The following is a 23,107-nucleotide window of genomic DNA, read 5'->3' as shown; positions in this document are numbered from 1 at the left end:
CGTGCCCGCGTACCGCTACCGCAGCTGGCACGCCCTGACCGGGGAGCTCCTCGCCACCGACTTGCCGCTGTCTCAGGTCGAGTTCGGGCTGGCACGGAACGCGGCCGGCGACTTCTCCGGCCGACTGGAGCCCCGCTTCGCGCACCTGCTGCCCGCCCAGCTCGACCCCGGCAACACGCTCCTCACGGCAGAGCGGGACGGCACGCTGCTGTGGGGCGGCATCATCTGGCGCGCCGAGCCGGAAGGCGCGGCCTACCCGATCGAGGCCGCGGGCTGGGGCAGCTACCTGCACCGCCGCCACGACGTCCACGGCAACCTGGGCGGCCGTGGACCGTACGTCAACGCCGACCCCTGCACAGTCGTCCGCCACGCGTGGGCTTACGCGCAGTCCCAGCCGGACGGCGACCTCGGCGTCACCGTGGAGGCCACCACCAGCACCGCCAAGGTCGGCACCCCGGCCGAGCCGTACAGCACCGACTGGTGGGAAGCCCCGGTCCTCGGTGAGGTCGTCGACGACATGACGCAGATCGACGGCGGACCCGAGTGGACCGAGACCACCGCTTGGACCGCCACCGGCAGACCCGGCGGCCGGATCCGGCTGGGCTGGCCCCGCCTGGGCACCCGCCGCACCGACATCTCCTTCACCTCCGGCATCAACGTCGCCACCACCGTCCCCGTGACCTACGACGCCGACGAGTACGCCCAGGTCGTCATCGCCCTCGGTGCCGGCGAGGGCCGCGGTCGCCGTCGGGCCGTCGACGCCGTCCGCAACGGCCGCCTCCGCCTGGAACACGTCCTCGAGGTTCCTGCGGAGAAGGGCAACGACCGGCTCGCCGCCCGGGCCCGCACCGAACGCACCGCCCGGCAGATCCTCGGCGAGGTCACCGAAATCCAGGTCCGCGACCACCCAGCCGCCCCGATCGGTAGCTGGCAGATCGGCGACGACGTACGCGTATCGCTCCACGACCAGTGGTCCGACTACGACGGCTGGTGCCGCATCACCGCCTGGACGCTGCGCCCGCCCCAGGGCCAGGACCCCGAGCGCGTCACCCTCACCCTCGCGCGCGCCGACCGCTTCGCGTACGGGAGCTGACCGCCATGGCCAACGACCTGGCGAAGCTCGCGGCCCGGATCGCAGCCCTGGAACGCCGCCTGGCCCAGCAGACCCGCACGTCCCAGCTCGCGTACTCCTCCATCGAGGACGGCGCGGTCGAGGTCTACGACGCCGGCGGCTCCCTGCGCGCCGTCATCGGGCAGCAGCCGGACGGCACCAGCGGCGTGACCGCGGTCAACGGGCCGCGACCGCCGATCCCGTCCGCACCTCAGGCGGAACCAGTCCTGGGCGGCCTGCGCATCACGTGGGACGGCGCGTTCGCTGACACGGACGCCGCTCCGCTGGACCTGTCCCGCGTCCAGGTACACCTGCTGACGTCGGCGGACGCCGAGCCGGACGTGCGGTGGCCCGCGGCCACCATCGAGGCGGCGTCCGGCGCCTCGATCACCATCGCCACCAACCATTACGGCGCCCTCTGGGTGCGCCTGGTCGCGGTCAACACCTCCGGCACGCCCAGCCTCCCCTCGACGGCCGTCCAGACCACTGCCCGCCGCGCCGCTGCCGCAGACGTCGGGAACGGCGTCATCCAGCAGGGCCACATCGCGGTGGGCGCCATCGCCACCCCGCACCTGGCGGTCGGCGCGGTCACCCCGGACCAGATCGCCGTAGGCCAGGGGACCAACCTCATCCCTGATCCCGGCTTCGAGGGCGCCGTCATCGCCGCCGCGATCGCCGCAGCGGGCGCCCCGTGGTCGCTGGCCCGCGGCAACCGCACCGGCATCGGCGTCCGCGTGGATTGCCTGGCCGACACCCCCACCTACTACACGCTGCCCCTGGCCACCGTCCCCGTACTGGCCGGCTCCCAGCTACACCTGGCGGTCGACCTGCTCACCTCCGAAGACCTGGACGCCAGCGGCGTGAAAATCCTCGCCCGGTGGGAGAACGCCGCCGGCACGGTGCTCGGCTACGGCGTGGTGGAGACGACCGCCCCGGTCCCGGGCATGTGGCAGCGCATCACCGGCCAGGTCGCCGCACCACAGGGCACAACCCAGGCCGTCCTCGCCCTGGAGGCGTCCGCCGCCACCACCGGCTGGGCGGTCTTCGACAACGCCGAGGCGCACACCCTCTTCGGGAGGGTCGTCGGCGGGGCCCGCGCCGAACTGGGCCCGGACGGACTGCGCCTGTTCGACGAGAACGGCGACACCGCCGTGGCCCTGGTCACCGGCGCGCCGCAGTACCTGACCCTGCGCAGCCGCGGACAGGCGGTCGCGACCATCGATACGGCGGGCAACGCGGGCTTTGCGGACCTCGCAGTCGCAGGTGAACTGACGGTGGGCGGCGACCCGGTCACCACACTCCTGGAAGACCGAGCCCGCGGTCTGGTCGCGGTCGACTACCAGGCCGCCAGGCACACCGCCGGCACCTCCGAACTCGGCTTCGTGGAGCTGGCCTTCGAAGCGGAGCCGGACCGGATGTACCGGATCGTGTTCGACGCCATCGCCAACCCGTCCGTCGCAGGCGGCGAGCTCCAGCTCCGCCTCCGCGACGGCGGAATCGAGAAGCCCACCGTCACCTCGGCCCAGCTCCAACTGGCCACCCACCACCTGGCCATCGGCAACTCCAAACGCGTACGCCTGGAGTACGTACGGTCCAGCCGCCGGCTCGGGACCGGCACCCACCGGCTGCTGATCACGTTCAAGTGCCAGTACGGGCCCGTTGGACAGACCGTCGACCTGTACGGCGGCGGCAGCAGCCTGGGCTTCTTCTACGTCGAGGACGTCGGCACGCACATCCCGGAGACCGGCGGCTACAACGACGGCGGCGGCACAGCCCCCGACCCGGTGCGCACCTACACCCGCACCTACACCGCATCGTGGTCCGGCTCGTACGCCAGACGCTCCGGCTACAACGCGTACTACGGCAACAAGTGCGTGCAGGGCTACTACTCGTCGAACAACGGCAGACAAGCGGCCCTGATCGGCTTCCCCGCCGCCCTGGCCACCGACCTGTCGGGCGCCGCCATCCAGAAGGCGGAGGTCTACCTCTACGCCGAGCACTGGTACTACGCCGCCGGCGGCAAGGCCGTCATCAAGGCCCACTCCCACACCAGCAGGCCCGCGAAGTTCTCCTCCGACAGCGAGGCCAAGACCATCTCCTGGTCACGCAACCAGGGCAAGTGGGTCGACATCACCAGCGTCTTCGACTCCACGAAGTGGCGCGGCATCGCCCTCGACCCCAACACCAGCAACCGCACGTATTACGGCATCTTCCGGGGCGCCGGCCAGACCTACCCGCCGAAGCTGCGGGTCACCTACACCAAGTAGCCAGTGAGCAAGGAGGAGGCACCACCGTGGCCGGAACCTACGGCGACCTCGTGGTCAACGGCAGCTTCACCGACGGCACCACCGCATGGTGGGCGGGCGATGCCGCGATGATCACCCTCACGGCACCCGGCATCGGTCTGGAAGCGGCCGCCAGCACGGATGCGCTCAACCTATGGGAGGCCCCCTTCGGCCAGGACAACCTCCTGCTGCGCTCCGGCTGCCGCTACACCCTGACCTTCATCGCCCGCGCCAGCCAACCCGGCACTGCCCTGCGCGCACAGGTCGGGCTCGGCACCGCCCCCTGGACCCCGGCCATCGACAAGACGGTGACCCTGGGCACCGCGGACACCTGCTTCACGTTCCCCTTCATCTCGACGCTGGACACCGCGGCTGGGCAGATCTCCTTCCAGTTCGGCCAGGCCACGGCAGTCACCGTCTACCTCACCGAGATCCGCCTGACCTGCTCGACGGCCGACGAGGGCTTCTACGTCGACCCTGACTCCAACGCCGCGAAGTGGCTCGCGGCCAACCCGGACGACCCGCGCGCGAAGAAGATCGAGCGCTCCCTGGTCCGCCGCCCGGGAGCCCGCTGGTTCGGCGACTGGAACACAGACATCACCGCTGATCTCGACACCTACGTGGCGACCGCAGCTGGTCAGGGCCAGCTCCCGATCGTCGCCCTCTACAACATCCAGAACCGCGACAACGGCGGCCAGAGCTCCGGCGGCGCGACGTCCCCGGAGGCGCCTGGATCGACGCGGCGGCAGCGGGGATCGCCAGCCACCCGGCCCTGGTGATCGTCGAACCGGACTCGCTCGCCCAGCTCGGCAACCTGCCCACAGACGCGGCCCGCGCCGAACGCACGGCTTTGGTGGCGTACGCCGCCCAGTCGCTCGGCGCCCTCCCTGCGACCACGGTCTACCTGGATGGCGGCAACGCCACCTGGATCCGTCCCGCCGAGATGGCCGCCCGCCTGAGGGACGCGGGCGTAGCCCACGTACGCGGCTTTGCACTGAACGTCGCGAACTTCGACGCGGTCGACGTCTGCTGCACCTACGCCACCCAGATCACCACCGAGCTGGCCCGACTCGACGTCCCCGGCGTCGGTTTCGTCGTCGACACCTCCCGCAACGGCAACGGCGCCATGAACGCGGACGGCCAGCACGTCGACTGGTGCAACCCCGTCGGCCGCCGTCTCGGAGTCCCCAGCTCCATCGGCGTCGGCGGCGCTGACTACCTCCTGTGGATCAAGGTCCCGGGCGACTCGGACGGCTCTTGCGGCATCGGCGAGGCGGTCCCAGCAGGGGCCTTCTCGCCCTACCTGGCAGAGCGGCTGATCGATGGCCGGTAGCCGGATCAGTTGAGAGCGAGCGGAATCGCACGTCAGGACAGCGGCACGAGGAAGGCCCCCTCACCGGTGGGACCGAGAGCATCTGCTACCGTCGCGATCAATTCGGTCCGGCACTGCTGACCACAGTGCTCGCCGGACGGCGACATGCCGATAGCAAGAGGGGACAGGGGGACATGCCCGAAACTACGCCCGGAAACGTATTTGCTGGCCACGTTCTCGAGTGGCACAGCGAAGAGGGCTGGGGAGTTCTTGCTTCCGAGGCCCTTCCGGACAGGGTGTGGGCACATTTCTCGGTCATCCAGGCCGAGGGCTTCCGTGAGCTGACCGTTGGTCAGCCTGTCACCTTCTCGGCCGAGGAGGCCGAGCAGGACGAATTCCACTGGCGTGCCGTGTGCGTCTGGCCCGAGGCCGAAGCACACCGCCAGTCAAACGGGGACGGTCCAGGCTTTTCATCCGGCCTGGACATCACCTTCGATTCCTGACCGCACATCGGTGACCGACCGGATTGGTCCTATCAGGCGCGTGTAGCGGCGGCATGGTCTCTTCCGCTGTGCGTAAACAGACAGGATTCTCGTGTCCTTCATATCCACCAAGAGAGCTGCTGCTGTTGGCTCCGCAGCTCTCGCCGCGGTTCTCGCCCTCGGTGTCACCCCCGCCAACGCAGGGGTCAGCCAGGCCAAGCACACGTTCAAGATGTCGGCCCCGTCCTACAAGAAGACGGACGCCAACGGCACCTTCAACGGGCAAGTGAACATGGCCGGCACCGTCGGCCGACCCGCCCACATGGCATGGTCGTTCCGCACATCCCCGAGGGTGCAGGCCATCGCTACGGGGAGGATGACGTGCAAGGCCGGGCACATGCAGCTTCCCTACCACGACCAGCACGCCAACGTTGCCGTCAGCTACTTCTGGCACTCGTCGGTCCCCAACAACCGGCGTAACAAGGACTACACGCTCTACGGAAACTGCACCTTCCGCGTGAAGGTGGCTGGTCGCACAGGAACCGCGAACCTCGGTTTCCGCTTCAACTACTCGTTGTTCGACGGGATCAGCAGGTCCGCCGCTGCGCAGCAGGATTCCGTCACTGCTGAGGAACCCTCCTTCTCCAGCGATCTCGATATCACTTACGACTCCTGATGGTCGTCGGCTCTCCGTACCACGTCCATACGCCGTGCGGAGAGCCGCACTTCCTGCGCTAAAAACGCCTACGCTCTCCCGCTTCCGCGGGCCACAGCGTTGTTCGCACGATGCGATAGGCTCCGCGCGCTGGGCGACCCTCCGCCCCGTTCCGAGATGGATGTAACTCTGAGGGACCGCCAGGTGGCTCCTGGCGCAGAAAGCAGCGCCGGAGGCGTGGGGGAGAAAGTGTCCCGACGTGGCGAAGCCACTGTCCGCAGACCAGTTCCTTGCCGCCCTGAAGAAGTCTGGCGTCCGCGTCGTCGAGCACAGTAGCTGGCGCACCCACAACCGCAATCACAAGGGCGCCTGGGGCCCAGTCCACGGCGTCATGATCCACCACACCGGCCCGTACTCCACCGAGGCCGCCATGGTGGAACTCTGCCGCACCGGTTACACCGACCTGCCCGGCCCGCTGTGCCACGGCGTCATCGACCGCTCCGGCACCGTTCACCTCGTCGGCTACGGCCGCGCCAACCACGCCGGGGTCGGCGACGACGATGTCCTCAGTGCGGTCATCGCCGAGAAGCTTCTGCCTCCGGACAACGAGGCCAACACCGACGGCAACGCCCGCTTCTACGGCTTCGAGGCGATCAACACCGGCGGCGGCCAGACGTGGCCGAAGGCCCAGGTGGAGGCCATGCACAAGGTCAGCGCCGCACTCTGCCAGGCCCACGGCTGGACCGCTCCCTCCGTCATCGCCCACAAGGAGTGGCAGCCCGGCAAGCCCGACCCCGCGGGCATCAAGATGGACGACTTCCGCACCGCGGTCGCCAATCTCCTGGGCGGCAAGTCCTCGGAGAGCAAGCCGGAGTACGCCCCTTACCCCGGCGCCGCCTACTTCCGCACCGGCCGCCGCTCTGCCCTGATCACCGCGATGGGCAGGCGCCTCGTCGCCGAGGGCTGCAGCAAGTACAGCAAGGGCCCCGGTCCCACGTGGACCGACGCCGACCGACGCTCGTATGCCGCCTGGCAGCGCAAGCTCGGCTACTCCGGTGCTGACGCCGACGGCATCCCGGGCCCGACGAGCTGGGCCAAGCTCCGCGTCCCCAAGCCCTGACCTGCACGCTCACCCCGAGAGGACCCCATCCCCATGGCCACCAACCACACCCCCAAGCTCCTCGCCGACATCGCCGAGCGCGCCGTCCTCACCTACGTCGAGGCGTTCCTCGGTCTCCTCCTCGCCTCCGAAACGACCGACGTCCTCACCCTGTCCGCGCTCGAGTCGGCGGCCATCGCCGCGATCCCGGCCGGCTTGGCCGTCGTCAAGGGCGCCATCGGCTCCCTGCTCGGCCGCGCCGGCACGGCCTCGTGGCTCTCCGCCAGAACCGACCCGGCCTCCACCACCATCAACTGATCACAAGGAGCACAACGCCATGCCCGACGGAGAGATCGCCCTGGAGCTCGCCGAACTCCGCCGCGCCCTCGAAGTCGGGCTGGCGCGCATCGACGGTCAACTCGCCCTTCTGGTCCAGCGATCCGACCAGATCGACAAGGCCATCGAAGAACTCGACGCACGGGTCACCGCCCTCGAACGCACCCGGTGGCCGCTGCCCACCATCAGCACCCTCACCGGCCTTGCCGCACTCGGCGTAGCCATCTGGTCGGCGATCAGCCGCTAACGGCACCGGATCACGAACAGCCCAGAGACAGAGCGTCCGACTCGATCCTGGTCACCGGTCACCGCCCGACCCGGGCAGCCAGGAACACCGCCGCCACTGAGGGACGGACCGCGTACGTTGCGCCCGCCCCGCCCTCAGGGGCCTCCCACCAAGAGAACGGATAGCGCCGCTCACTGTTGCTGCGTGCCTTGCTCATCCCGGACAGCACGCCGGCCACACGGCGTGCCGAATCGACGCCGTTCGGCCCTCCGAGGGCCTTGTCCACCAGTTCCGTGCAGTGGATCTCCCGGCCGGGGTTGCGCAGCAGGTACTCGAACACCTGCAGGGCCTGCGGCGCGAGTTCTTCCAGGAACACCGCGGCGCGCTCCAAGTCCCCGGGGCTCCATTCCGGGTCCCCCGAGTGCCCTTCTCCGCCAGAGTGCTCAACCCAGCGCGGATCAGCCTCAGTCAGATACACCGTCACATCCGTCTCCTCGCCTCGCCCTTGAGCGCCCCATATTGCCCTGCTCCAGGCGCACGCTGGGACCGGCGGGTTCCCTGGCGGGCTCCCGTACGGATCGACTTACGCAACGGTTGTGGTGAGGCGAGCAGCGGATCAAGCGCAGGCACAAGCCGCCGGGTCAACTATGCTTGACGCATCAAGTCCATTTTATGTCACGAGCGGCCGGAGACACCGTGGCCAAGAAGAAGTTCCCCTACCTGCTGGGGCACGCGGAGATCGCGTTCCTCTACGGCGTGGAGCGACAGACCTCCCAGCTGTGGAAGACCCGTGGCGTGCTGGGCGAACCGGATGCCGTGATCTCAGGCAACCCGTACTGGCTGCTGCCGACCGCGCTCGGGCTCGCCGAGGACGGAACGCGGGAGTTCCTTCCCGAACGACTGAAGGAGTACAAGGCTCACGTCGACGGTGGGTACGAGGTCGAGGCTGCGGCGGACCTGCCCGACATCGTCGGCCTGAAGGAGATCCCCTGGATCTTCGGCAAGAAGTACATGGACGTCTACCAGTGGCGGGTCCGCAAGAGCTTCGCGCCCGAGGACGCCATGATCTCCGGCTCACCCCTGTGGCTGCTGGACACCGTCCTCAAAGACGCCGAACAGCGCGGACGGGTCACCGTGCAGGAGGGCATCGACCGGATCCGGGCGGGTGAGCGCGAGCAGATCAAACCCCGCGGTCGGAAGCCCCCTGCGGAGCCGAAGCCGACGCCCCAGCCGCTTCCGGAGGCGCGCACCTTCACTCCGGGCAAGCACACCGTGGAGGACGTGGCGGCGTTCGCGGCAGAGCTGTTGGACTCCGGGTTCACCTTGACCGTACGACCGAAACGGTAGGGCGGCCGGGCGCCCCGCTGCCCGATCACATCAGCTTGGTGCGGTGTCTACGGGCGCGAAAGCTCTGGCGCTCCTGCACACGTCATGCCATCAGTCGAGGCCGGTCTGTACGAGATGCTCCCTAAACGTGCTGCCGATGTGGGGGCGGGTGGCGTCCGGGACAGGCGTGTCCGGCAGCTCGGCCTCCAAGCCCCACTCCGTGTTGAACACGACGGCCTTGCCCGCAGGCACCACGTGATTCCTCAGCCACATGACGAACGTGGCCGCCGAGTCGGCGGTGCAGTCCATGACGGACACCCCCTCGGGCGACAGAAGGGCCATGCCCTCCATCTGCTCATCGTCCAGGGTGATCCCGAAGTGCATCGACGAGCCCTTGACCGGCCCATGGGAACCCTCGTCGACGCGGACGAACTCATCAGGATCCCGCTCTCGGAGCCGGGCCTCCAAACCCTCGTACGTAAGGCCCCAGCTCTCCCCCTCCGGCGGGGAAAAGATGTACATGGTGCGGAGGTCTGCGATCTCTTCGGGTTCCATCGTGACGGGATGCTTCCTGTACGGGGGCGGTCGTGGCAGAGGTCAGGGAACGTAACGCGCGTGGCCTTTGACACCGTAGGCGGCCATCATGATGCGCCAGTACTGGACCGACTCCTGTTTGTTCGTGACGGTTTCCACGCCTCGCATCTCGGTGTTCCGCGGGTCGTTGAGGGCGGCGGCGTACTTCTCGAGCTCCTCGCGGTCGGACCGGTAGAGGAAGTCCTTCTTCCCTGACGCATGGTTCTCGCGGAGTTCCTCGAGGGAGCGGTAGCAGCGCTGGTCGGGCTTGTTGACGTACTTGGCCTCGACGGCCATGCCGTCCAGGTCGCGGAACCCGTCCACCATCAGGGTGTTGTTCTTGCTGAGACCGGGCGGGATATGGACCTCGTACTCGGGATAGCCGGCTACGCGCCTCTGGTAGGCCACCTCTGCCGGCCTACCGCCTGAGACATCGCCTTGGCGCAGGGAGTTCAGCCAGGTCTGGAAGTTCTTCCGCTCTCCGGGCGCGAGCGGCGGAAAGCGCGGGTCGGGTGGTGTGGCCGGGGGTATCGGCTGGACACGTGGGCCGTTGGCCGGACGATAGGCGACCGGGACCAGGGTGGGAACGCGGATGATCGGCGCCAGGAACGGGGGCAGCCCGGGTATGGGGCCGTCGTTGTCCGGCCGCGGCATCTTCACCCGCGCCTTGGAGCTGTCCAGAGCGGGCGGGATGTTCCCGAGCGCGTTGATCCGCATGTCGTTCGCGACGAGTTCGTGCAGACCGCCGTCGTGGCCGTCCCCTCCGAACCTCGGCTGCTCCCACGGCCAGAGGAACTCCCCGGTGGGGTCAGTCTCCTCGTACGGCAGCCGCCGCTTGGCAGTCTCGATGTGATCGGCGTAGGCGTCGCAGGCGTTGGCGATCATTCTGCAGGCGGTCGGCAGGTTTGCCATGAGGGTCTCGTCCTCGCTCGCCTGGCTTGGCGGCGGGTTCTTGCCGACGAACTTCCTGAAGAACTCCTCGACCGCGTCGGCGGTCTGACCCGCCTCGTCGAGGGTGGCGCGCTTCCACGCGGTCTCGGAGTCCCAGTACGCGTCGTCGAGGATCTTGGCTGCGGCCCGCCAGGTACCAGCTACGGCACGGAGCTTGGCCGGTTGCCCGAGGAAGCGCTCGTTGAAAAGGTACTGGTCGACTCCGCTGGTCTCACCGACAACCTCGGGCAGGTCTTCGGCATGGTGACTGGCACGGGGCGTGCAGTCAGGGCCCGACGGCTGCGAACCGATGCCGGGATCTTGAGGACTGTTACCGAGGAGCTCTGCGGCGATCCTGCTTTCCTGCCGCAGGAACGCCTCGGCCGACTTCAGCAGCGCGCCCGCACCATTGGCCATCACCTGATGGGCAAACCCGGCCTTGTCGAAGACCGTCTTCACGGCTTCCTTGTATACGGTGGCGAACGCCCGGCCGGCCTCGTCGTCGCCCGCCATGCCCCCGTTCTCACTGAGTTCCGTGGAAAGCAGACTCAGCATGTTGTAGATCAGGTCACGCAGATCTACCAGGGACCAGGACGCATTGACGAAGTTCTCCGTCTGATGTCGAAGATCCAACATCCCTCCCCCGGTGAGACCATGACGCGCACCCCGGGAACCGTACACGGTTGCGAACGGGCTTTGCGATGAGGCCGGTTGACGCTCGACGCACGAAGACCCGCCTCGGCAGGGAGCAGGCGAGAATCTTGACCTCCCGTGCAAATTCGGCGCGATGCCCTCTATGGTGAGCCCAACATGTGTTGGAGCAATACACGGCAGCCACGAGGGAAGCGCGACACCGGGCCCACACGGCAAACCGTTCCGAAGCTGATGGTTCAGCAGTATGAACTTGACGGCAAGGCCTAATTGAAATATATTTTTATCAACTTCAATTGATCGTCACATGTGTTGCGACAGTTGTAAGTCGACAAGGGGAATCAACATGTCGGGAGGGGAAGTGGCCGAAGCTCCGGTCACCTGGCTCGCGATCCGCGAGGACCAGAAGGCGTTCGAGGACCAGCAGTTACGCGCGCTGCGCGCGGCGTTCCCGGATCTGGCGGAGGCCAGTCCGGCGCAGCTGGGGATCTTCTTCCACTACTGCAAGGCATCCGGGCTGGACCCGTTCGGCCGGCAGATCTACATGATCAAGCGGAAGTCGCGCGGCGAGATCCGCTGGACCATCCAGACCGGCATCGACGGCTACCGGCTCATCGCGCGCAGGGCCGCGGACCGGGCCGGGCAGTCCATCACCTACGAGGACTTCGTCTGGTATGACGGCGACGGCGGCGAGCACCTGGTGTGGCTGCGCGACGAGCCGCCGGCCGCCTGCCGGGTCGTCGTCTGGCGCGGGGACTCCCGGTTTCCCGCCGTGGCCCACTGGCGGGAGTACGCGCCGAAGGTGTGGGACTACGAGGCGCAGGAGTACAAGCTCGGCGGACTGTGGCCGCAGATGCCGGCCAGCCAGCTGAGCAAGGTCGCCGAGGCCCTTGCGCTGCGGCGTGCCTGCCCGGCTGATCTGTCCGGGCTGCACGTGGACGAGGAGATGCACGCCGCGGACGCTGCCGAGTCCCGTGAGCGGGTGAGGGAAGCGGCGGCTCGGCTGCGATCCACGGAGGATCAGGAGGGCAAGCAGCAGCCAGACGGAACTTCGTCCGCCCGGGCCTCCACCGTCGTCGACGTCGAGATCGTCGAGTCCGCCGATCCCGGTAGCGACAAGGCAGCGGCCCGGGAAGTGCAGCAGGCACCGGAGCAGCCTGCCGAGCCACCCACCGCCAACGACGCCGAGGAACGCCTGACGTCGGCGGACCAGGAACGTCGCCGACTCGAAGAAGCCCGCGCCCATGTCCAAGAGGTGGCTCAGCACCTCGGCCTGGGATTCGACGCGGTCAACGACCGCTGTTTCGACGCCTTCGACGTCTCGTTCCAGGACGCGAGCGCCGAGCAACTGGCCGACCTGGCCGTCACCCTCTCCTCCGCCGACCGCGCTTCCGACGGTGCCCCCGCCTCCAGGGCCTCGAACCGCAGCAAGACACCGGCACGCGCGACACCGACGAAGAAGGCCGCCGCGAAGAAGACGGCGGCCAAGAAGACGGCGGCCCGCGCCTCCAAGCCGCGCGGCACAACGGCGCGCACTGCCAACAAGTAGCCGTGTCCGGCCCGCGGTTGTCGCGGGCCGGCACTCCGACGCAGCCCGAGCAGGGCTCCACAGAGCGCGAGCACTCCATGTCCACTGACAGATCCGCAAATATGCCCATCGGCGCGAGCACCGCCCCGGTCCCCGATCTCTGGAAGGGCGCCCACCGCGACGACCGCTCCCGCCCCCGTTCTCGCCAGCGGCTCCTCGGCCCGTCCTCCATCGGCCTGTGCAGACGCCGAGCCGCCTACGAGCTGCACGGCACCTGGCCCACCGACCTCGACGACAACATGCACGCCGCGATCCTCGGCACCTGGCTGCACGAGGGCATCCTGCGCGTGCTGGCCGAGCAGTACGGCGCCCATACGGAGCTGGAACTCACCGACGGCGTCATCCTCGGTCACGCCGACGCCTATTGGACGCCGAGCGGGCAGGTCCCCGGCGTCGTCGAGGACGTCAAGACCAAGTCCACCCGGGCTCTGGACCTCGTCGTACGCCAGGGGCCTCGTCGGCACGAGTTGTTCCAAGTGCACCTGTACGCCCACCTGTTGCGCACCGGCGGCCTCACCAATCACCCGCACCTGCCGACCGGAAAGCCCCTGGAGGCCGACGTCGTACGGATCCGCTACGTCGGACGCGAGTACGGGCAGGTTGTAGTCCACCAGCAGGCTTACGACGAGGACGTCACCCGGCAGGCGCTCGCCTGGGCTGAGGACGTCCTCGACAGCCAGGAACCCGAGGCCATGCCGCGCGACCTCGACGGACCCGGCCTGTCGGTCATCTGCGACAACTGCCCCTTCAGAAGCACCTGTTGGCAACTCGACAGCCTCGCGGACGACGGCCGCGCACCGCAGACGATCCTCGCCGAGGACACCGCGGCCATCACCGAGGCCCTGAGCGCGTACGCCGATGCCGCCGAGATCGAAAGCGCCGCGAAGAAGCGCAAGGCCAAGGCCCGCAAGATGCTCGATGCCGCCGATGCCGGCACCTACGGCGCGTTCAGGCTGTCCTGGTCCGGCGGCAATCCGCGGCCGCCCGAGCCCGACGCCGAGGCGATGATCCGCGTCCTTGAGGGCCTCGGCGTCGACATCCCCATGCGGTCCGGCGGGCGGACGTCGCGCACCATCGGCGTCTCCCGCGTTCCCGAGGCCGGCTGACCAGCCGCGACCACGCCACGGGGCCACCACACGGCGGTACCGACCGCTGGCAGCCCGCGTCCACACCTGTCACCAAACACACCCTGGAGGGACAGCATGTCCACACCCGTACGCGTCCCAGGCCGCCCGGGCCGCGGAGTACGAGGCCGCACGCGATGACACGTCCGCCCCGGAGCGCGGCCACGACCTCGACGGCAAGGAGTGAACCGGTCACGCCCACCGCCTTCGCCCCCCGGCCGCACAACGTGGCGTCCGCATTCGTCATCAGCGGCGCCGACCCCGCTCGCACGCCCACCCGTCGCGTCTACGTCAGCACCACTGCCACGGGCGTCCCTGGCATTGACTTCCTCGCGGTCGAGCGGGTCGTCAACGGGGACCTCCCGCTTCCCGGCCTCAACGAGGCCGAGCAGGAACTCGCCGCGCGCCTCATGACCCGCGCGGAACTGAGCGCGGACGAGATCGCCGAACGTCTCAGCCTCGAGCCACGCACCATCACCCGCTGGCGGGCTGCCTGGAAGAAGGAAGAGGGAGCCAATTGAGCATCGAGGCCATGGCCTGGGCCTTCCGGCAGAACATCCCCAAGCCCGGCGCGAAGCTCGTACTGCTCGCCCTGTGCGACTTCGCCGACGAAGCGTGGTCCTGCTTCCCCGGGCAGGCCACCCTGGCGGAGAAGACGAGCCAGGGAGAGCGCACTGTACGGCGGCACCTGGAGTGGCTGGAGAAGGAAGGCTTCATCGTCTCGCGCGCCCGGTTCTCGGACGGACACCGCACCAGCAACCGCTACACGATCCACGCCCCGCGCCCGTCGGCGCCGCCACCGTCAGCCTCACCGACCAACGGCTCCGACGCTCCCGCGCCGGAACCCGAGAAGGGCGGGAAGAGGGACGTTGGAAAACGGACAAAGCAGGCGGCCAAAATGGCCACCGGCCAACCTGACCAGCGGACAGTTTCGGCAGAGGAACCGGCCAGTTTGGCCGGGGAACCGTCAGAGAACCACCAGAGAACCCCCCTCCCCCCGGCGGACGGTATCGGCCGGCACGGGGCTGACGGCTGTGCGGCACATCCGGATTCTCCGGCCGCCAACTGCCGCGGCTGTGGCACGAGCCCACGTGCCCGTCGCGCCGCTGCCGCGGCTCAGGACAAGCGTGAGACGGACGAGCGTGCCCGCCGCCGGGACCGCCGTTGGTTCGAGGAGGACCGGGCGCGGCGCGCTCGAGCCGCGGAGCTCCAGGCCCAGGGTGCTCTGGACGGGCCGCGCCGGGCCGCGCGCGAGGCTGTCAGACGCCGGCGCCCCGAGACGCTACATAAAGAACACTTGACGAAAGTTGATCAAGATTGATAAAATATTATTAACATCTCAATTAAGCCCACTCCATGGAGGATTCGCCCGATGTTCCGACAACTCACCCCGGACGAGCGACAGGCGCTCGCCGACAGACTCGCCGCCCAGGGCGTCACGTCCGAGCAGTTCACGCAGGCGCAGGAGCAGGCACGCGCGATCGGCGAAGCTCTGGCACGCGCCTACGGCGAGGCGGTCGGCCGCACGGTAACCCCGGTGCAGTTCATCACCGAGGTCCTCGGCGTCGAGGGCGCCGGTCGACTCCTGGCATGCGCCCTGCGCGAGGTCACCGGCCGCCCGGACCTGTACCGAGATCTGTGACGGCGCGCGGCACTTTCCCGTAGCCGCGACATGTGTGGAGACAGGCATCCGACATGGCACCTCGACTAAGCGCCCCAACCACGAGTGCGAGGAACCCGACGAGCAGCATCCCCCTGCCCGACATCACAGCGATAGTCATCGCCGCGCGCGTCCAGGGCCCGCCCACCGTCCGCGCTGACCTGGACGGCCGTCCCGTACGCGCCATGACTCTGCGCGGCCTCCGCCCCGGCGAGCTGTACGACTTCACGCTCGACCACGGCCACCGCCGCTGGCGGCTGGAGTCCGCCACGAACGACCGCGGGATCGACATGCACGGCCGCACGCTCGGCCGACGTCTGTCGGCCCGGCTTCACGCCCTGTACGGCACGGCAGTCGAGCACTTCGACCAGGAACCCCCGAGCCTCCCGTAACCCCCGCCCCCACCACCGCAGGCCCGGGACAGCGAGGGCCTGCAGCACCGACGAAGGAGAGCGAAGTGGACCAGCCCACCCGCGAGCAGTTACTGCACGCCGAAGCCGCCAAGTACGGCGTCGCTCCGGACGTGATCGACCGCGCGGTCGGCGTCATCGCGGCCGCCCAGCGCCGCGACCGCGCGGACTTCCGACGGAACTTCGGCGGAGAGCTCACCCCGGACCGCTGGCTCGCCGCCTACGGCGTTTCCGGGTTCAGGGACCTGTGCGCGTACGCGGCTCACAAGGCCGGACTCGTCGACGACGGCGACCTGATCATGCGCATCGTCTCCGCAGTCGCCCCGCCACCCGAGCAGCGCGCCGACGACCGCCCCGTGCAGTTCTGGGCCCGTCCCCTCACCGACCCCGCCGAGGCGGCGTTCGCCGCGTACCGCGTGACCTTCGAGGCGAAGTGGGCCAAGGACGTCACCGGCACGTACTGGTCCGGAGCACTGCTGCGTCAGTCCCTCGGCGCGGCCCTCACACACCACCGGGGCACGGCGAGCCTCGAGGAAGCGACGGGCATCGTCATCTTCACCGAGAAGCCCCTGCACGGCGTCTTCGCCGCCCGGCCCGCCCCGAGGCACGCCCAGCCTGCCTGCTCCGTGTGCGGCCAGTGGACGCAGGAGCACGACTCGAATACTCCCTCCGGCACCTGCCCGCAGTTCATCGCCTCGACCAGCCGGCTCAGCCCGGTCGGCGCCCTGTAGCGCCATGCAGTCCTCCGCCCGGGGCTGACGCCGATGCGCGCGGCCCCGGCCCAGCCCCGGACGGCTCACACCGAACTCCCCCCGTACGCAAAGGAGTCCAGTCATGTCTCCCAAATCCTGGTGCGCAGGCGGCGCCCAGCGGCAAGGCCGCCGCGAAGTCCAGGCGGACGTCTTCGCTGTCGCGGGCAATCAGGCCAACGGCCGTATCGCCGCAGCCGTGACCGACGGCATCGGCGACACCACGGCGGCCGCCGCGGCCGCCGACCTAGCCGCGGAAGAGGCCGTCGGCGCAGCGCTCGCTGCCACACCCGAGCTCGGCTGCATCAGGGCCCGCATCCAGCTCGCTGCCAGCGGCATCACCGCGGATGCCTCCATCGTCACCGCGCTGTTCGACCCCGCCCACAGCCGCGTCCAGTTCACCTGGGCCGGTCTGTGCCGCGCCTACGTCCTCACGACCGACGGGGAGCTCCGGCGCGCCACCTACGACCACTCCTTCGGCGAACGCATCCGCCGCCGCACCAAGCAGCGCGGCCCGCTGCGGCTGTACGACCGCAAGGTCACGCGCACCGTCGCGCGCCACGAGTTCGTGACCACGTCACTGCCCGCGCACAGCACCACCGCGGTCCTGCTGTGCACCGACGGCGTCAGCCAGAGCGCTTCGGAGCGGACCATCGCCGCCGCTCTCCTCCACGACGACCCGAACCAGGGCGCCGAACTCCTCGCCGAAGCAGCCGGCATCAACGGCCCGGACAACGCCACAGCCGTCGTCCTACGCCGCACGCACTGACCAGACCGACACCGATAGTCCACCCCTTCGACAGGAGCCAACTCCCTTGTCTGAACAGCAGCTTCGCCCCACCCAGACCCCTCTCAACGAACTCGCGGCCACGTACGTCCGGGCGGGCGAGACGCTCTTCCTCGCGATCCTGGACGACATCGCTGCCCGCGTGCGCCTGGCCCATCCCGAAGCCGAGTACCTGGAGGTCAGTCTCTACCCGACCGACGAAGTCGAGCTGCACGGCATCTGGAGCACCACGACCCCCGGACAGGGAAGCCACCGCCTCCTCTGGGCGCGCGCCGGCGCGACCGAGGACTGGCGCGACGGACCGCTGGACCTCGGCGAACTCGTCCAGGACCTCGGCCGGATCCTGCCCCACTCCTTCCTCCACCGCTGGGGCGTGATCCAGCCAGACCCCCGCATCGAGTACCGCAACCGTCGGCGCTGGCTCGCCCTCCCGTCAGCCGACCGCACCGCCGCCATCGCAGAAACGGTCCGCCGACACGTCCCCGACGCCGAGTCGCTGATCTGCCGCTTCGAAACGGACCACGGAGGCATCGCGGTCGGCTTCGAGCAAGTCACGCTCACCAGCGGCGCAACGATCAGCATCCCGTGCCCGCACTGCTCGCCGGACAGCGAAGACGGCCCCTGGCCGCATGAGATCACCTACCAACTCGCCCAGCTTCTCGGCCAGCTCTACGCCCTGCCGCATCTACGCGCCCGTCACCTCACCCCATGCGTGGACCTCGAGTCCGAGCACGAGGGACAGCTGTGGCAGCTGGTCTTCCCGTATCGCGAGCCCACCCTCGTCGGCGCCACCCACCACTGACCGGAATCCCCCTGGAAGGACGCATCCCTGATGACCGACACCGCAGCGAATCGGGTCGCCACGGCCCTGCGCTACCGCAAACGCGCCGTCGACGCCTTCAACGAGGCCCAGGCCCAGTACGAGATCGCGGTCCTCGACCACGTCACCGCGCGCATCGTCGAGGCGTACCCGGAGGCGACCCACCTCACCTTCGACCACTACACGCACGACCGCACGATCGAACTGCACGGCCTGTGGACCACGTACCGCGACTGCACGGAGGAACTGGTCCTCGACGTACGGCGTGACGCCGACACCACCGCGCTCGACCTGGACGAGCTCGCCGACGACCTGACCGACGCACTCGCCGGGCTCCACTCGGCCGCCTGGAGCGCCGTACGCCCCGACCCGAGACCGGACCGGCGATGGGTACTCGACCTCCCGCCGGCAGACCGGATCGTGCGGATCGCCGAACTCGTCCGCGTACACCATCCCCACGCCCAACTGATCACGGTCGAATTCCTCGGTGACACGTGCCGCGTACTCGACGTCACCTGCGCGGACGTCTCCGAGTCCGGAGGCGGCGTCACCGAACCGATCCCCGCCAGCGACGAGCACCCCCTGTGGCTGGAGGACACCGAGCGGCGGATCACCGCGCTCGCCCGGCAGATCCACGCCCACCCGCACCTGCGCGCGCAGTACCTCGCGCGCGTCGGCGGTCCGGCGGAGCGCAAGGCGTTCCTCCTGCTCCCGCAGACAGAGACCGGCAAGGAGTGAGCTGTCATGTCCCTGCCGACCGCACATCCGATCGCGCCACCCCTCCCTGCCGTACACGCCCAGTCAATCGCGGCGAACGTACTGAAGACCTGGCCGACGGCCATCGGCCTGACCATCGAGTACGTCGCCCACCACGACCAGGGCCCACGCGGTGCCGTCACCTTCGCCGTCGTCCGCGCCCGAGAGTCCTGGCCGAGCCCCGCCCTGATCCGCTGCGACGGCTACGGCCACCTCACCCGCGGCTGTGAGCACCCCCGCCCCGACGGACAGCCTTGCTGGCACCCCTCGGCTCCGCACCTCTCCTTACGCGACGTCGGCCTGTGCCCACAGCACCTGCCGCCGCTCGCCGAAGGCGACTGGGTGAAACACCCCGAGCATCCGCTCTACGGATGCGTCACCCGCACCAACACGGACGGCACCGTCGCTGTCGCCTTCGCGAGCGGCGAGCTGATCCTCGATCCGGCCAAGGCGCCGCGCGTCGCTCCGCACATCGCCGACGAGCTCGGCCGCGGATCGCTCAACGGACCCGTGCGCCTCGTCGACGAGTAGCCGAGCCACCACCCCAACGGCCACGCACACGACGACAAAGACCAACCAGCCAGCCACCCGCAATAGGACGTGGCACGCACCGAAGGACCTTCACACCATGAGCAGCAGCGACGCCGTGGTCACCCTCAGCTTCACCAGGCCCGTCTACGCGCACGAACTGCGCCCCGGCGACGTGTTCGCCTTCCCCGACGCACCGCACACCCCGCTCACCGTGGCCGCCGTCAAGAAGACGGTCGTCTCGGATGAACTCACCCTGCTCGCCTTCACCCTCCCGGGCCGGGCCGAACCGATGCACCTCCCGGCCAACGTCCCCCTCCGCCCCCTACGTATGGTCCGCACCGTCTCCCTCCCCTGCCTGCTGTGCCGCAAGGACCAGGAGATCGAGCTGGACCTTCCGGCCGACGGCGAACCCCTGTCGCTCGTCTGCGGCAACCACGTGCCGAGCACGGACCAGCCGAAGGCCGTGGACTGATGACCCTCCACTACCTCAGCGCCGTCCAACTCCTACGCAGGGTAGACGAGGACAAGGCCCGCGCCCTGTACGCCGACGTCATCGAAGCCCTCGAACAGCACTGCACGGACGTCGGCGTGGACTGGTGCGGCAACGAGCTGAACATCACCGTCCAGCTCACGACCGACGGTGAGCAGTACGTGGCGATCGCGGGCCGCGAGTCACTCCCGTGGCACCCGGACCGCAGCGAGATCGGCGGCTGGAAGGCCGTGCACATCGACAACACCTACGGCACGGCCAGGGTCATCTACGACTCCACGACCGCTGAGGGCGCACCGCCCGGGGACCTGTCCCTCGACCCCCTCGCCGAGGAGGTCGGGGCGTACGTCAACGGCTGGCACACCGAACACGGCGGATAACCCAGCCCACCCGCACCACAGCAGGGGGCCGAGCCTGCGTCATCGGCCGGCCCTCTACCCCACCCATGCCTGAACCACCAGAAAGGGCACCCTGTGCTGACCTTCACCATCGACGGTGGACCAGCCCTCGAGGCCGCCGAGTTCGCCGACTTCGACACCGGCCAGGCCGTCTACCGCGTCACCGGCATCGGCGCCTTCACCCTCGGCTGGGACCCCGACCACCACCCCGAGGCCGATCAGGACCCCATGGCGGAGATCCTCCACGTCGCCTACGGCACCGGCCCGATCGGCTTCCAGATGGACGAGGCCCCGGTCCTCTTCGGCGTCACGCTCGCCGGCACCGAGTCCTTCGCCCGCGCCGGCCTCGACGCGGGCACCGTCCGACTCCGCCCGTACCGGCTCATCATCAGCGCGCCCGTGCGCGTCCCGAAGGGCACCGCCCGCCGGGCCTCGGCCATCGTCTCAGCGCTGGCTCGGCACTGGCTCGACCAGCCCTGGACGCCGGAACTGCGCCGCGCCCACGAACGCCACTGCGCACCCCGATCCCTGCATCGGTACGGCGGCCTCATCGCCCAACACGAGGAACGCATGCGGCGCCTCCGCGAGGACCACGCCTACTACCTCCAGCGCGCCGACCGGGCCACGGCGGTCCTCCACGCGGGCCCCGTCCTCTCCCCCGCAGGCGCCCCGCCACACCCGTCCAATCCGACCGAGACCGCAGGACGGTGAGCGGGATGGTCCAGTTCGACCTGTTCGGCGAGGTGGAGCAGAAGCTCGAAGAGCGCGCCAAGCAACGCGAAGCAGAAGCCACCAAGCCGCCCAAATCACGCCCCGCCCCGGCTTGGCGCCGCAAGCACCGTGCCTTCCCGAGCGACCCGCAGCGGCACGCCAGCGACATCGCCGAGAACGTCATCGGTGCCTGGTTCAGCCACTACGGCGGCAACCGCGTGGACGTCCCCCTCGGCACCATCGCCGGCCTGACCTTCATCCGCGAACCCCTCATCGCCGACTGGCTCCTCACCCTCGAACCCGCCCAGCTCCCGCCCCTCCTGCGGGAGATCTGGGGAGTGCAGTGGATGATCCGCCCCGATCTCATCGAGGTGGCCCGCCCCCTGCACGGCTGGGTCGAGGAGGATCCCGACGAGTACCAGCTCAAGGCCGTCCAGGCCGTCATCCATACCGCAGTCCGCAAGGGGCTGTTCGACCTCACCGCCCGGGAGGACCCCTACTACCGCTCCCAGGCGGACGTCCTCAGCCCCTTGCTGACGGGACTGCGGCACAAGAGCGACAAGAAGTGGCGCGGCGAGTACCACACACCTGCGTGCGTCTCCGACCTGATGGCCCACATCCTCATCGACACCAACCGCTGCGAGCCCGGCATGTCCGTACGCGATCCGGCCATCGGCAGCGGCGGCATGTTCCGCTCCGTCGCCCAGCAGCTACGCGAACTCGGCCTCGACCCACACGACTTCTCCTGGTTCGGCAACGACATCGACCCACTGGCCACCGCCTGCGCCGCCGTCAACGCCATCCTGTGGGACCTCGGCCCCAAGGTCGCCATCTGGTGCGGGGACTCCCTCGCCGACGACGGCACCGCCGTCGACCAGGCCCTCGCCGAACGCGCCGCCGTCATCCAGCACCGCAACACGGTCGTGGAACAAGCCCTCTTCGAGCACAAGACCAGGCGCCTGCTCCACGCCCTCGACCAACTCCTCGAAGGAACCGCAGCGTGAGCGTCGTCTCCAGCACGATGTCGGGCGAATCCGACGGCCCACAGCACGGCTCCAGCGTGTTCCGGCCAGCCTCCGGCCGAAGCGGACACCTCCGGGCTACCCCCGCCCACAGGGCCGGATCAAGCCGGGTCGGCGCCGGCTGCGACAGCAAGCTCCAGCCCCTCGCGCAGAAAGTGCAACTCATCCATCCACCGCGGCACGGGCACCTGGAGGATCAGCTGCGACGCTTGCGCGAACACCGCGGCCGTACGCGGTGCGCCCAACGCGTCGAGCCACCGGCTCTGTGCCTCCAGAATCTGGCAGACCGCAAGCCCGTGGTCACGCTCCTTCGGGTCGGCGAACGCGAACAGCGACGGCGGGATCAGGAACACCCGCTGTTCCGCGGCATCCTGCAGCATTGGCAGCACCTCAGGCGCCGCGGCCGCGCTCGGTGGCCCGGCGTCGGCCACCAGCTCCTGGAGGATCTGGACGAACCGGAGCCGATGCCGCGCGCCGAAGCTCGGCTTCAGACCGGCCCGGTAGAAGTCGACGGCCTCGCGCCGCGCCGCACGCGCCGCCTCGACGTCTCCGATCAGCGCCATCCCCGACGCGTACCGCCCGAGCCCCTCCGCGATCGTGAGCGGCTCGGTGTCGTCCTCGTGTGCCTGCTGCCGGTACGCCTCTACTGCTCGCCCAGTTTCCCGAGCGGCCGCCACGTCGCCCCGCGCCGCGTACAGCTCGCACTGCAGCAGCCGCAGCAGCGGGATCGCCAGCGGGGGCGGGTCCTCAAGGCGCCCGTAGAGCGTGATCGCCGCCTCCGCGTCCTTGATCGCCTTGGTCCGGTTGCCGAGCTCCTCGTGGATGAACGCACGCCAACGGTGCCGTTCAGCGAGCACGTTGATCACTCGCTGGTCGTCGGATATCTGACGAAGGACCCGCTGCGTGAGCTTCACGGCCCGGTCGGCAGCCTGCAACGCGTCGCTGTAGTGGCCGTCGAGGTAAGCCCGGCCCGCCACTTCGGCGTACCAGTCGGCGTGGTCGGCGTCTTCGGTCAGGCGATCGGTCACGGTGACCATTGCACACCCTGTTGCCATCCTGATGTCCAGACCCAGGG

29 protein-coding genes are annotated in these 23,107 nt (G+C 69.2%); 25 read left to right on the top strand and 4 right to left on the bottom strand.

Features of this window, described 5'->3' with window-relative positions; all coding sequences use genetic code 11:
- Nucleotide 1 precedes the first annotated feature (1 nt).
- The 9 genes from ACP4J3_RS24520 to ACP4J3_RS24480 all read left to right on the top strand — a co-directional run bounded on the left by ACP4J3_RS24520 (nt 2) and on the right by ACP4J3_RS24480 (nt 7,527).
- On the top strand, nt 2-1,093 hold the full coding sequence (locus ACP4J3_RS24520; RefSeq protein WP_426537896.1) for a hypothetical protein: 1,092 nt from the start codon (nt 2-4) through the stop codon (nt 1,091-1,093).
- Between the two features lie 5 nt (nt 1,094-1,098).
- The gene (locus tag ACP4J3_RS24515) at nt 1,099-3,378 is read left to right on the top strand and encodes a hypothetical protein (RefSeq protein WP_426537894.1); all 2,280 of its coding nucleotides are present in this window, start codon (nt 1,099-1,101) and stop codon (nt 3,376-3,378) included.
- A gap of 26 nt (nt 3,379-3,404) precedes the next feature.
- Nucleotides 3,405-4,175: a carbohydrate binding domain-containing protein gene (locus tag ACP4J3_RS24510; protein WP_426537892.1), complete on the top strand. Its 771-nt coding sequence runs from the start codon at nt 3,405-3,407 to the stop codon at nt 4,173-4,175.
- Entirely contained in the window at nt 4,172-4,729 is a 558-nt protein-coding gene (locus ACP4J3_RS24505) for a glycoside hydrolase family 6 protein (RefSeq protein ID WP_426537890.1), read from the top strand. The genes ACP4J3_RS24510 and ACP4J3_RS24505 overlap by 4 nt, the downstream gene beginning before the upstream one ends.
- 173 nt (nt 4,730-4,902) lie before the next feature.
- On the top strand, nt 4,903-5,211 hold the full coding sequence (locus ACP4J3_RS24500; RefSeq protein WP_426537888.1) for a cold-shock protein: 309 nt from the start codon (nt 4,903-4,905) through the stop codon (nt 5,209-5,211).
- A 91-nt stretch (nt 5,212-5,302) separates the two neighbouring features.
- Nucleotides 5,303-5,866, top strand: a complete 564-nt coding sequence (locus ACP4J3_RS24495) for a hypothetical protein (protein WP_426537886.1) — start codon at nt 5,303-5,305, stop codon at nt 5,864-5,866.
- A gap of 238 nt (nt 5,867-6,104) precedes the next feature.
- Entirely contained in the window at nt 6,105-6,965 is an 861-nt protein-coding gene (locus ACP4J3_RS24490; RefSeq protein ID WP_426537884.1) for a peptidoglycan-binding protein, read from the top strand.
- A 33-nt stretch (nt 6,966-6,998) separates the two neighbouring features.
- Complete coding sequence (locus ACP4J3_RS24485; RefSeq protein ID WP_426537882.1) at nt 6,999-7,262, top strand: hypothetical protein; 264 nt, start codon at nt 6,999-7,001, stop codon at nt 7,260-7,262.
- 19 nt (nt 7,263-7,281) lie between these two features.
- On the top strand, nt 7,282-7,527 hold the full coding sequence (locus tag ACP4J3_RS24480; RefSeq protein ID WP_426537880.1) for a hypothetical protein: 246 nt from the start codon (nt 7,282-7,284) through the stop codon (nt 7,525-7,527).
- Nucleotides 7,528-7,585: 58 nt separating this feature from the next.
- Here ACP4J3_RS24480 and ACP4J3_RS24475 read toward each other — a convergent pair whose 3' ends face one another.
- Nucleotides 7,586-7,897 (bottom strand): DUF6416 domain-containing protein, encoded by a 312-nt coding sequence (locus tag ACP4J3_RS24475; RefSeq protein WP_426537879.1) that lies wholly within the window; start codon nt 7,895-7,897, stop codon nt 7,586-7,588.
- A 305-nt stretch (nt 7,898-8,202) separates the two neighbouring features.
- Here ACP4J3_RS24475 and ACP4J3_RS24470 point away from each other — a divergent pair, with 305 nt between their 5' ends.
- Nucleotides 8,203-8,853, top strand: coding sequence for a hypothetical protein (locus ACP4J3_RS24470; RefSeq protein WP_426537877.1), 651 nt, complete (start codon nt 8,203-8,205; stop codon nt 8,851-8,853).
- Between the two features lie 90 nt (nt 8,854-8,943).
- Here the strand turns inward: ACP4J3_RS24470 and ACP4J3_RS24465 are convergent, their stop codons facing one another.
- Nucleotides 8,944-9,387, bottom strand: a complete 444-nt coding sequence (locus ACP4J3_RS24465; RefSeq protein WP_426537875.1) for a hypothetical protein — start codon at nt 9,385-9,387, stop codon at nt 8,944-8,946.
- Between the two features lie 42 nt (nt 9,388-9,429).
- Nucleotides 9,430-10,971 (bottom strand): restriction endonuclease fold toxin-2 domain-containing protein, encoded by a 1,542-nt coding sequence (locus ACP4J3_RS24460; RefSeq protein ID WP_426537873.1) that lies wholly within the window; start codon nt 10,969-10,971, stop codon nt 9,430-9,432.
- Between the two features lie 376 nt (nt 10,972-11,347).
- Here ACP4J3_RS24460 and ACP4J3_RS24455 point away from each other — a divergent pair, with 376 nt between their 5' ends.
- The 15 genes from ACP4J3_RS24455 to ACP4J3_RS24385 all read left to right on the top strand — a co-directional run bounded on the left by ACP4J3_RS24455 (nt 11,348) and on the right by ACP4J3_RS24385 (nt 22,014).
- The gene (locus ACP4J3_RS24455) at nt 11,348-12,535 is read left to right on the top strand and encodes a recombinase RecT (protein WP_426537871.1); all 1,188 of its coding nucleotides are present in this window, start codon (nt 11,348-11,350) and stop codon (nt 12,533-12,535) included.
- 77 nt (nt 12,536-12,612) lie between these two features.
- The gene (locus ACP4J3_RS24450; RefSeq protein WP_426537869.1) at nt 12,613-13,680 is read left to right on the top strand and encodes a PD-(D/E)XK nuclease family protein; all 1,068 of its coding nucleotides are present in this window, start codon (nt 12,613-12,615) and stop codon (nt 13,678-13,680) included.
- A gap of 155 nt (nt 13,681-13,835) precedes the next feature.
- The gene (locus tag ACP4J3_RS24445; protein WP_426537867.1) at nt 13,836-14,219 is read left to right on the top strand and encodes a hypothetical protein; all 384 of its coding nucleotides are present in this window, start codon (nt 13,836-13,838) and stop codon (nt 14,217-14,219) included.
- Complete coding sequence (locus ACP4J3_RS24440) at nt 14,216-15,019, top strand: helix-turn-helix domain-containing protein (RefSeq protein WP_426537865.1); 804 nt, start codon at nt 14,216-14,218, stop codon at nt 15,017-15,019. Before ACP4J3_RS24445 ends, ACP4J3_RS24440 begins: the two co-directional genes overlap by 4 nt.
- Nucleotides 15,020-15,070: 51 nt before the next feature.
- On the top strand, nt 15,071-15,340 hold the full coding sequence (locus ACP4J3_RS24435; RefSeq protein WP_426537863.1) for a hypothetical protein: 270 nt from the start codon (nt 15,071-15,073) through the stop codon (nt 15,338-15,340).
- A gap of 53 nt (nt 15,341-15,393) precedes the next feature.
- A complete protein-coding gene (locus tag ACP4J3_RS24430) occupies nt 15,394-15,750 on the top strand; it encodes a hypothetical protein (RefSeq protein ID WP_426537861.1) in 357 nt (118 codons plus the stop codon).
- Nucleotides 15,751-15,815: 65 nt separating this feature from the next.
- Complete coding sequence (locus ACP4J3_RS24425; RefSeq protein ID WP_426537859.1) at nt 15,816-16,499, top strand: hypothetical protein; 684 nt, start codon at nt 15,816-15,818, stop codon at nt 16,497-16,499.
- 103 nt (nt 16,500-16,602) lie between these two features.
- Complete coding sequence (locus ACP4J3_RS24420) at nt 16,603-17,286, top strand: PP2C family protein-serine/threonine phosphatase (RefSeq protein WP_426537857.1); 684 nt, start codon at nt 16,603-16,605, stop codon at nt 17,284-17,286.
- A gap of 46 nt (nt 17,287-17,332) precedes the next feature.
- Complete coding sequence (locus ACP4J3_RS24415) at nt 17,333-18,106, top strand: hypothetical protein (RefSeq protein ID WP_426537855.1); 774 nt, start codon at nt 17,333-17,335, stop codon at nt 18,104-18,106.
- 30 nt (nt 18,107-18,136) lie between these two features.
- A complete protein-coding gene (locus ACP4J3_RS24410; RefSeq protein WP_426537853.1) occupies nt 18,137-18,862 on the top strand; it encodes a hypothetical protein in 726 nt (241 codons plus the stop codon).
- A 6-nt stretch (nt 18,863-18,868) separates the two neighbouring features.
- Entirely contained in the window at nt 18,869-19,411 is a 543-nt protein-coding gene (locus tag ACP4J3_RS24405) for a hypothetical protein (protein ID WP_426537851.1), read from the top strand.
- A gap of 97 nt (nt 19,412-19,508) precedes the next feature.
- On the top strand, nt 19,509-19,883 hold the full coding sequence (locus ACP4J3_RS24400; RefSeq protein WP_426537850.1) for a hypothetical protein: 375 nt from the start codon (nt 19,509-19,511) through the stop codon (nt 19,881-19,883).
- Nucleotides 19,883-20,281 carry a hypothetical protein gene (locus tag ACP4J3_RS24395; RefSeq protein ID WP_426537848.1) on the top strand — a complete coding sequence of 133 codons (399 nt, stop codon included), beginning with the start codon at nt 19,883-19,885 and terminating at the stop codon, nt 20,279-20,281. Before ACP4J3_RS24400 ends, ACP4J3_RS24395 begins: the two co-directional genes overlap by 1 nt.
- A 93-nt stretch (nt 20,282-20,374) precedes the next feature.
- Entirely contained in the window at nt 20,375-21,010 is a 636-nt protein-coding gene (locus tag ACP4J3_RS24390) for a hypothetical protein (RefSeq protein WP_426537846.1), read from the top strand.
- Nucleotides 21,011-21,015: 5 nt separating this feature from the next.
- Nucleotides 21,016-22,014, top strand: coding sequence for an N-6 DNA methylase (locus tag ACP4J3_RS24385; protein WP_426537844.1), 999 nt, complete (start codon nt 21,016-21,018; stop codon nt 22,012-22,014).
- Between the two features lie 119 nt (nt 22,015-22,133).
- Here ACP4J3_RS24385 and ACP4J3_RS24380 read toward each other — a convergent pair whose 3' ends face one another.
- Nucleotides 22,134-23,060: a hypothetical protein gene (locus ACP4J3_RS24380; RefSeq protein WP_426537842.1), complete on the bottom strand. Its 927-nt coding sequence runs from the start codon at nt 23,058-23,060 to the stop codon at nt 22,134-22,136.
- Nucleotides 23,061-23,107 lie beyond the last annotated feature (47 nt).

Origin of the sequence: Streptomyces sp. UG1 (assembly GCF_049974585.1) — a bacterium.
GTDB lineage: Bacteria > Actinomycetota > Actinomycetes > Streptomycetales > Streptomycetaceae > Streptomyces.
This window is presented reverse-complemented; position numbering and strand designations above follow the sequence as displayed.

What these genes read in the sequence shown, in the direction of transcription:
- ACP4J3_RS24515 (WP_426537894.1), top strand. Translation starts at nt 1,099, where the DNA reads ATGGCCAACGACCTGGCGAAGCTCGCGGCCCGGATCGCAGCCCTGGAA.
- ACP4J3_RS24500 (WP_426537888.1), top strand. Translation starts at nt 4,903, where the DNA reads ATGCCCGAAACTACGCCCGGAAACGTATTTGCTGGCCACGTTCTCGAG.
- ACP4J3_RS24485 (WP_426537882.1), top strand. Translation starts at nt 6,999, where the DNA reads ATGGCCACCAACCACACCCCCAAGCTCCTCGCCGACATCGCCGAGCGC.
- ACP4J3_RS24480 (WP_426537880.1), top strand. Translation starts at nt 7,282, where the DNA reads ATGCCCGACGGAGAGATCGCCCTGGAGCTCGCCGAACTCCGCCGCGCC.
- ACP4J3_RS24465 (WP_426537875.1), bottom strand. Translation starts at nt 9,387, where the DNA reads ATGGAACCCGAAGAGATCGCAGACCTCCGCACCATGTACATCTTTTCC.
- ACP4J3_RS24460 (WP_426537873.1), bottom strand. Translation starts at nt 10,971, where the DNA reads ATGTTGGATCTTCGACATCAGACGGAGAACTTCGTCAATGCGTCCTGG.
- ACP4J3_RS24450 (WP_426537869.1), top strand. Translation starts at nt 12,613, where the DNA reads ATGTCCACTGACAGATCCGCAAATATGCCCATCGGCGCGAGCACCGCC.
- ACP4J3_RS24445 (WP_426537867.1), top strand. Translation starts at nt 13,836, where the DNA reads ATGACACGTCCGCCCCGGAGCGCGGCCACGACCTCGACGGCAAGGAGT.
- ACP4J3_RS24435 (WP_426537863.1), top strand. Translation starts at nt 15,071, where the DNA reads ATGTTCCGACAACTCACCCCGGACGAGCGACAGGCGCTCGCCGACAGA.
- ACP4J3_RS24430 (WP_426537861.1), top strand. Translation starts at nt 15,394, where the DNA reads ATGGCACCTCGACTAAGCGCCCCAACCACGAGTGCGAGGAACCCGACG.
- ACP4J3_RS24420 (WP_426537857.1), top strand. Translation starts at nt 16,603, where the DNA reads ATGTCTCCCAAATCCTGGTGCGCAGGCGGCGCCCAGCGGCAAGGCCGC.
- ACP4J3_RS24410 (WP_426537853.1), top strand. Translation starts at nt 18,137, where the DNA reads ATGACCGACACCGCAGCGAATCGGGTCGCCACGGCCCTGCGCTACCGC.
- ACP4J3_RS24405 (WP_426537851.1), top strand. Translation starts at nt 18,869, where the DNA reads ATGTCCCTGCCGACCGCACATCCGATCGCGCCACCCCTCCCTGCCGTA.
- ACP4J3_RS24400 (WP_426537850.1), top strand. Translation starts at nt 19,509, where the DNA reads ATGAGCAGCAGCGACGCCGTGGTCACCCTCAGCTTCACCAGGCCCGTC.
- ACP4J3_RS24395 (WP_426537848.1), top strand. Translation starts at nt 19,883, where the DNA reads ATGACCCTCCACTACCTCAGCGCCGTCCAACTCCTACGCAGGGTAGAC.
- ACP4J3_RS24385 (WP_426537844.1), top strand. Translation starts at nt 21,016, where the DNA reads ATGGTCCAGTTCGACCTGTTCGGCGAGGTGGAGCAGAAGCTCGAAGAG.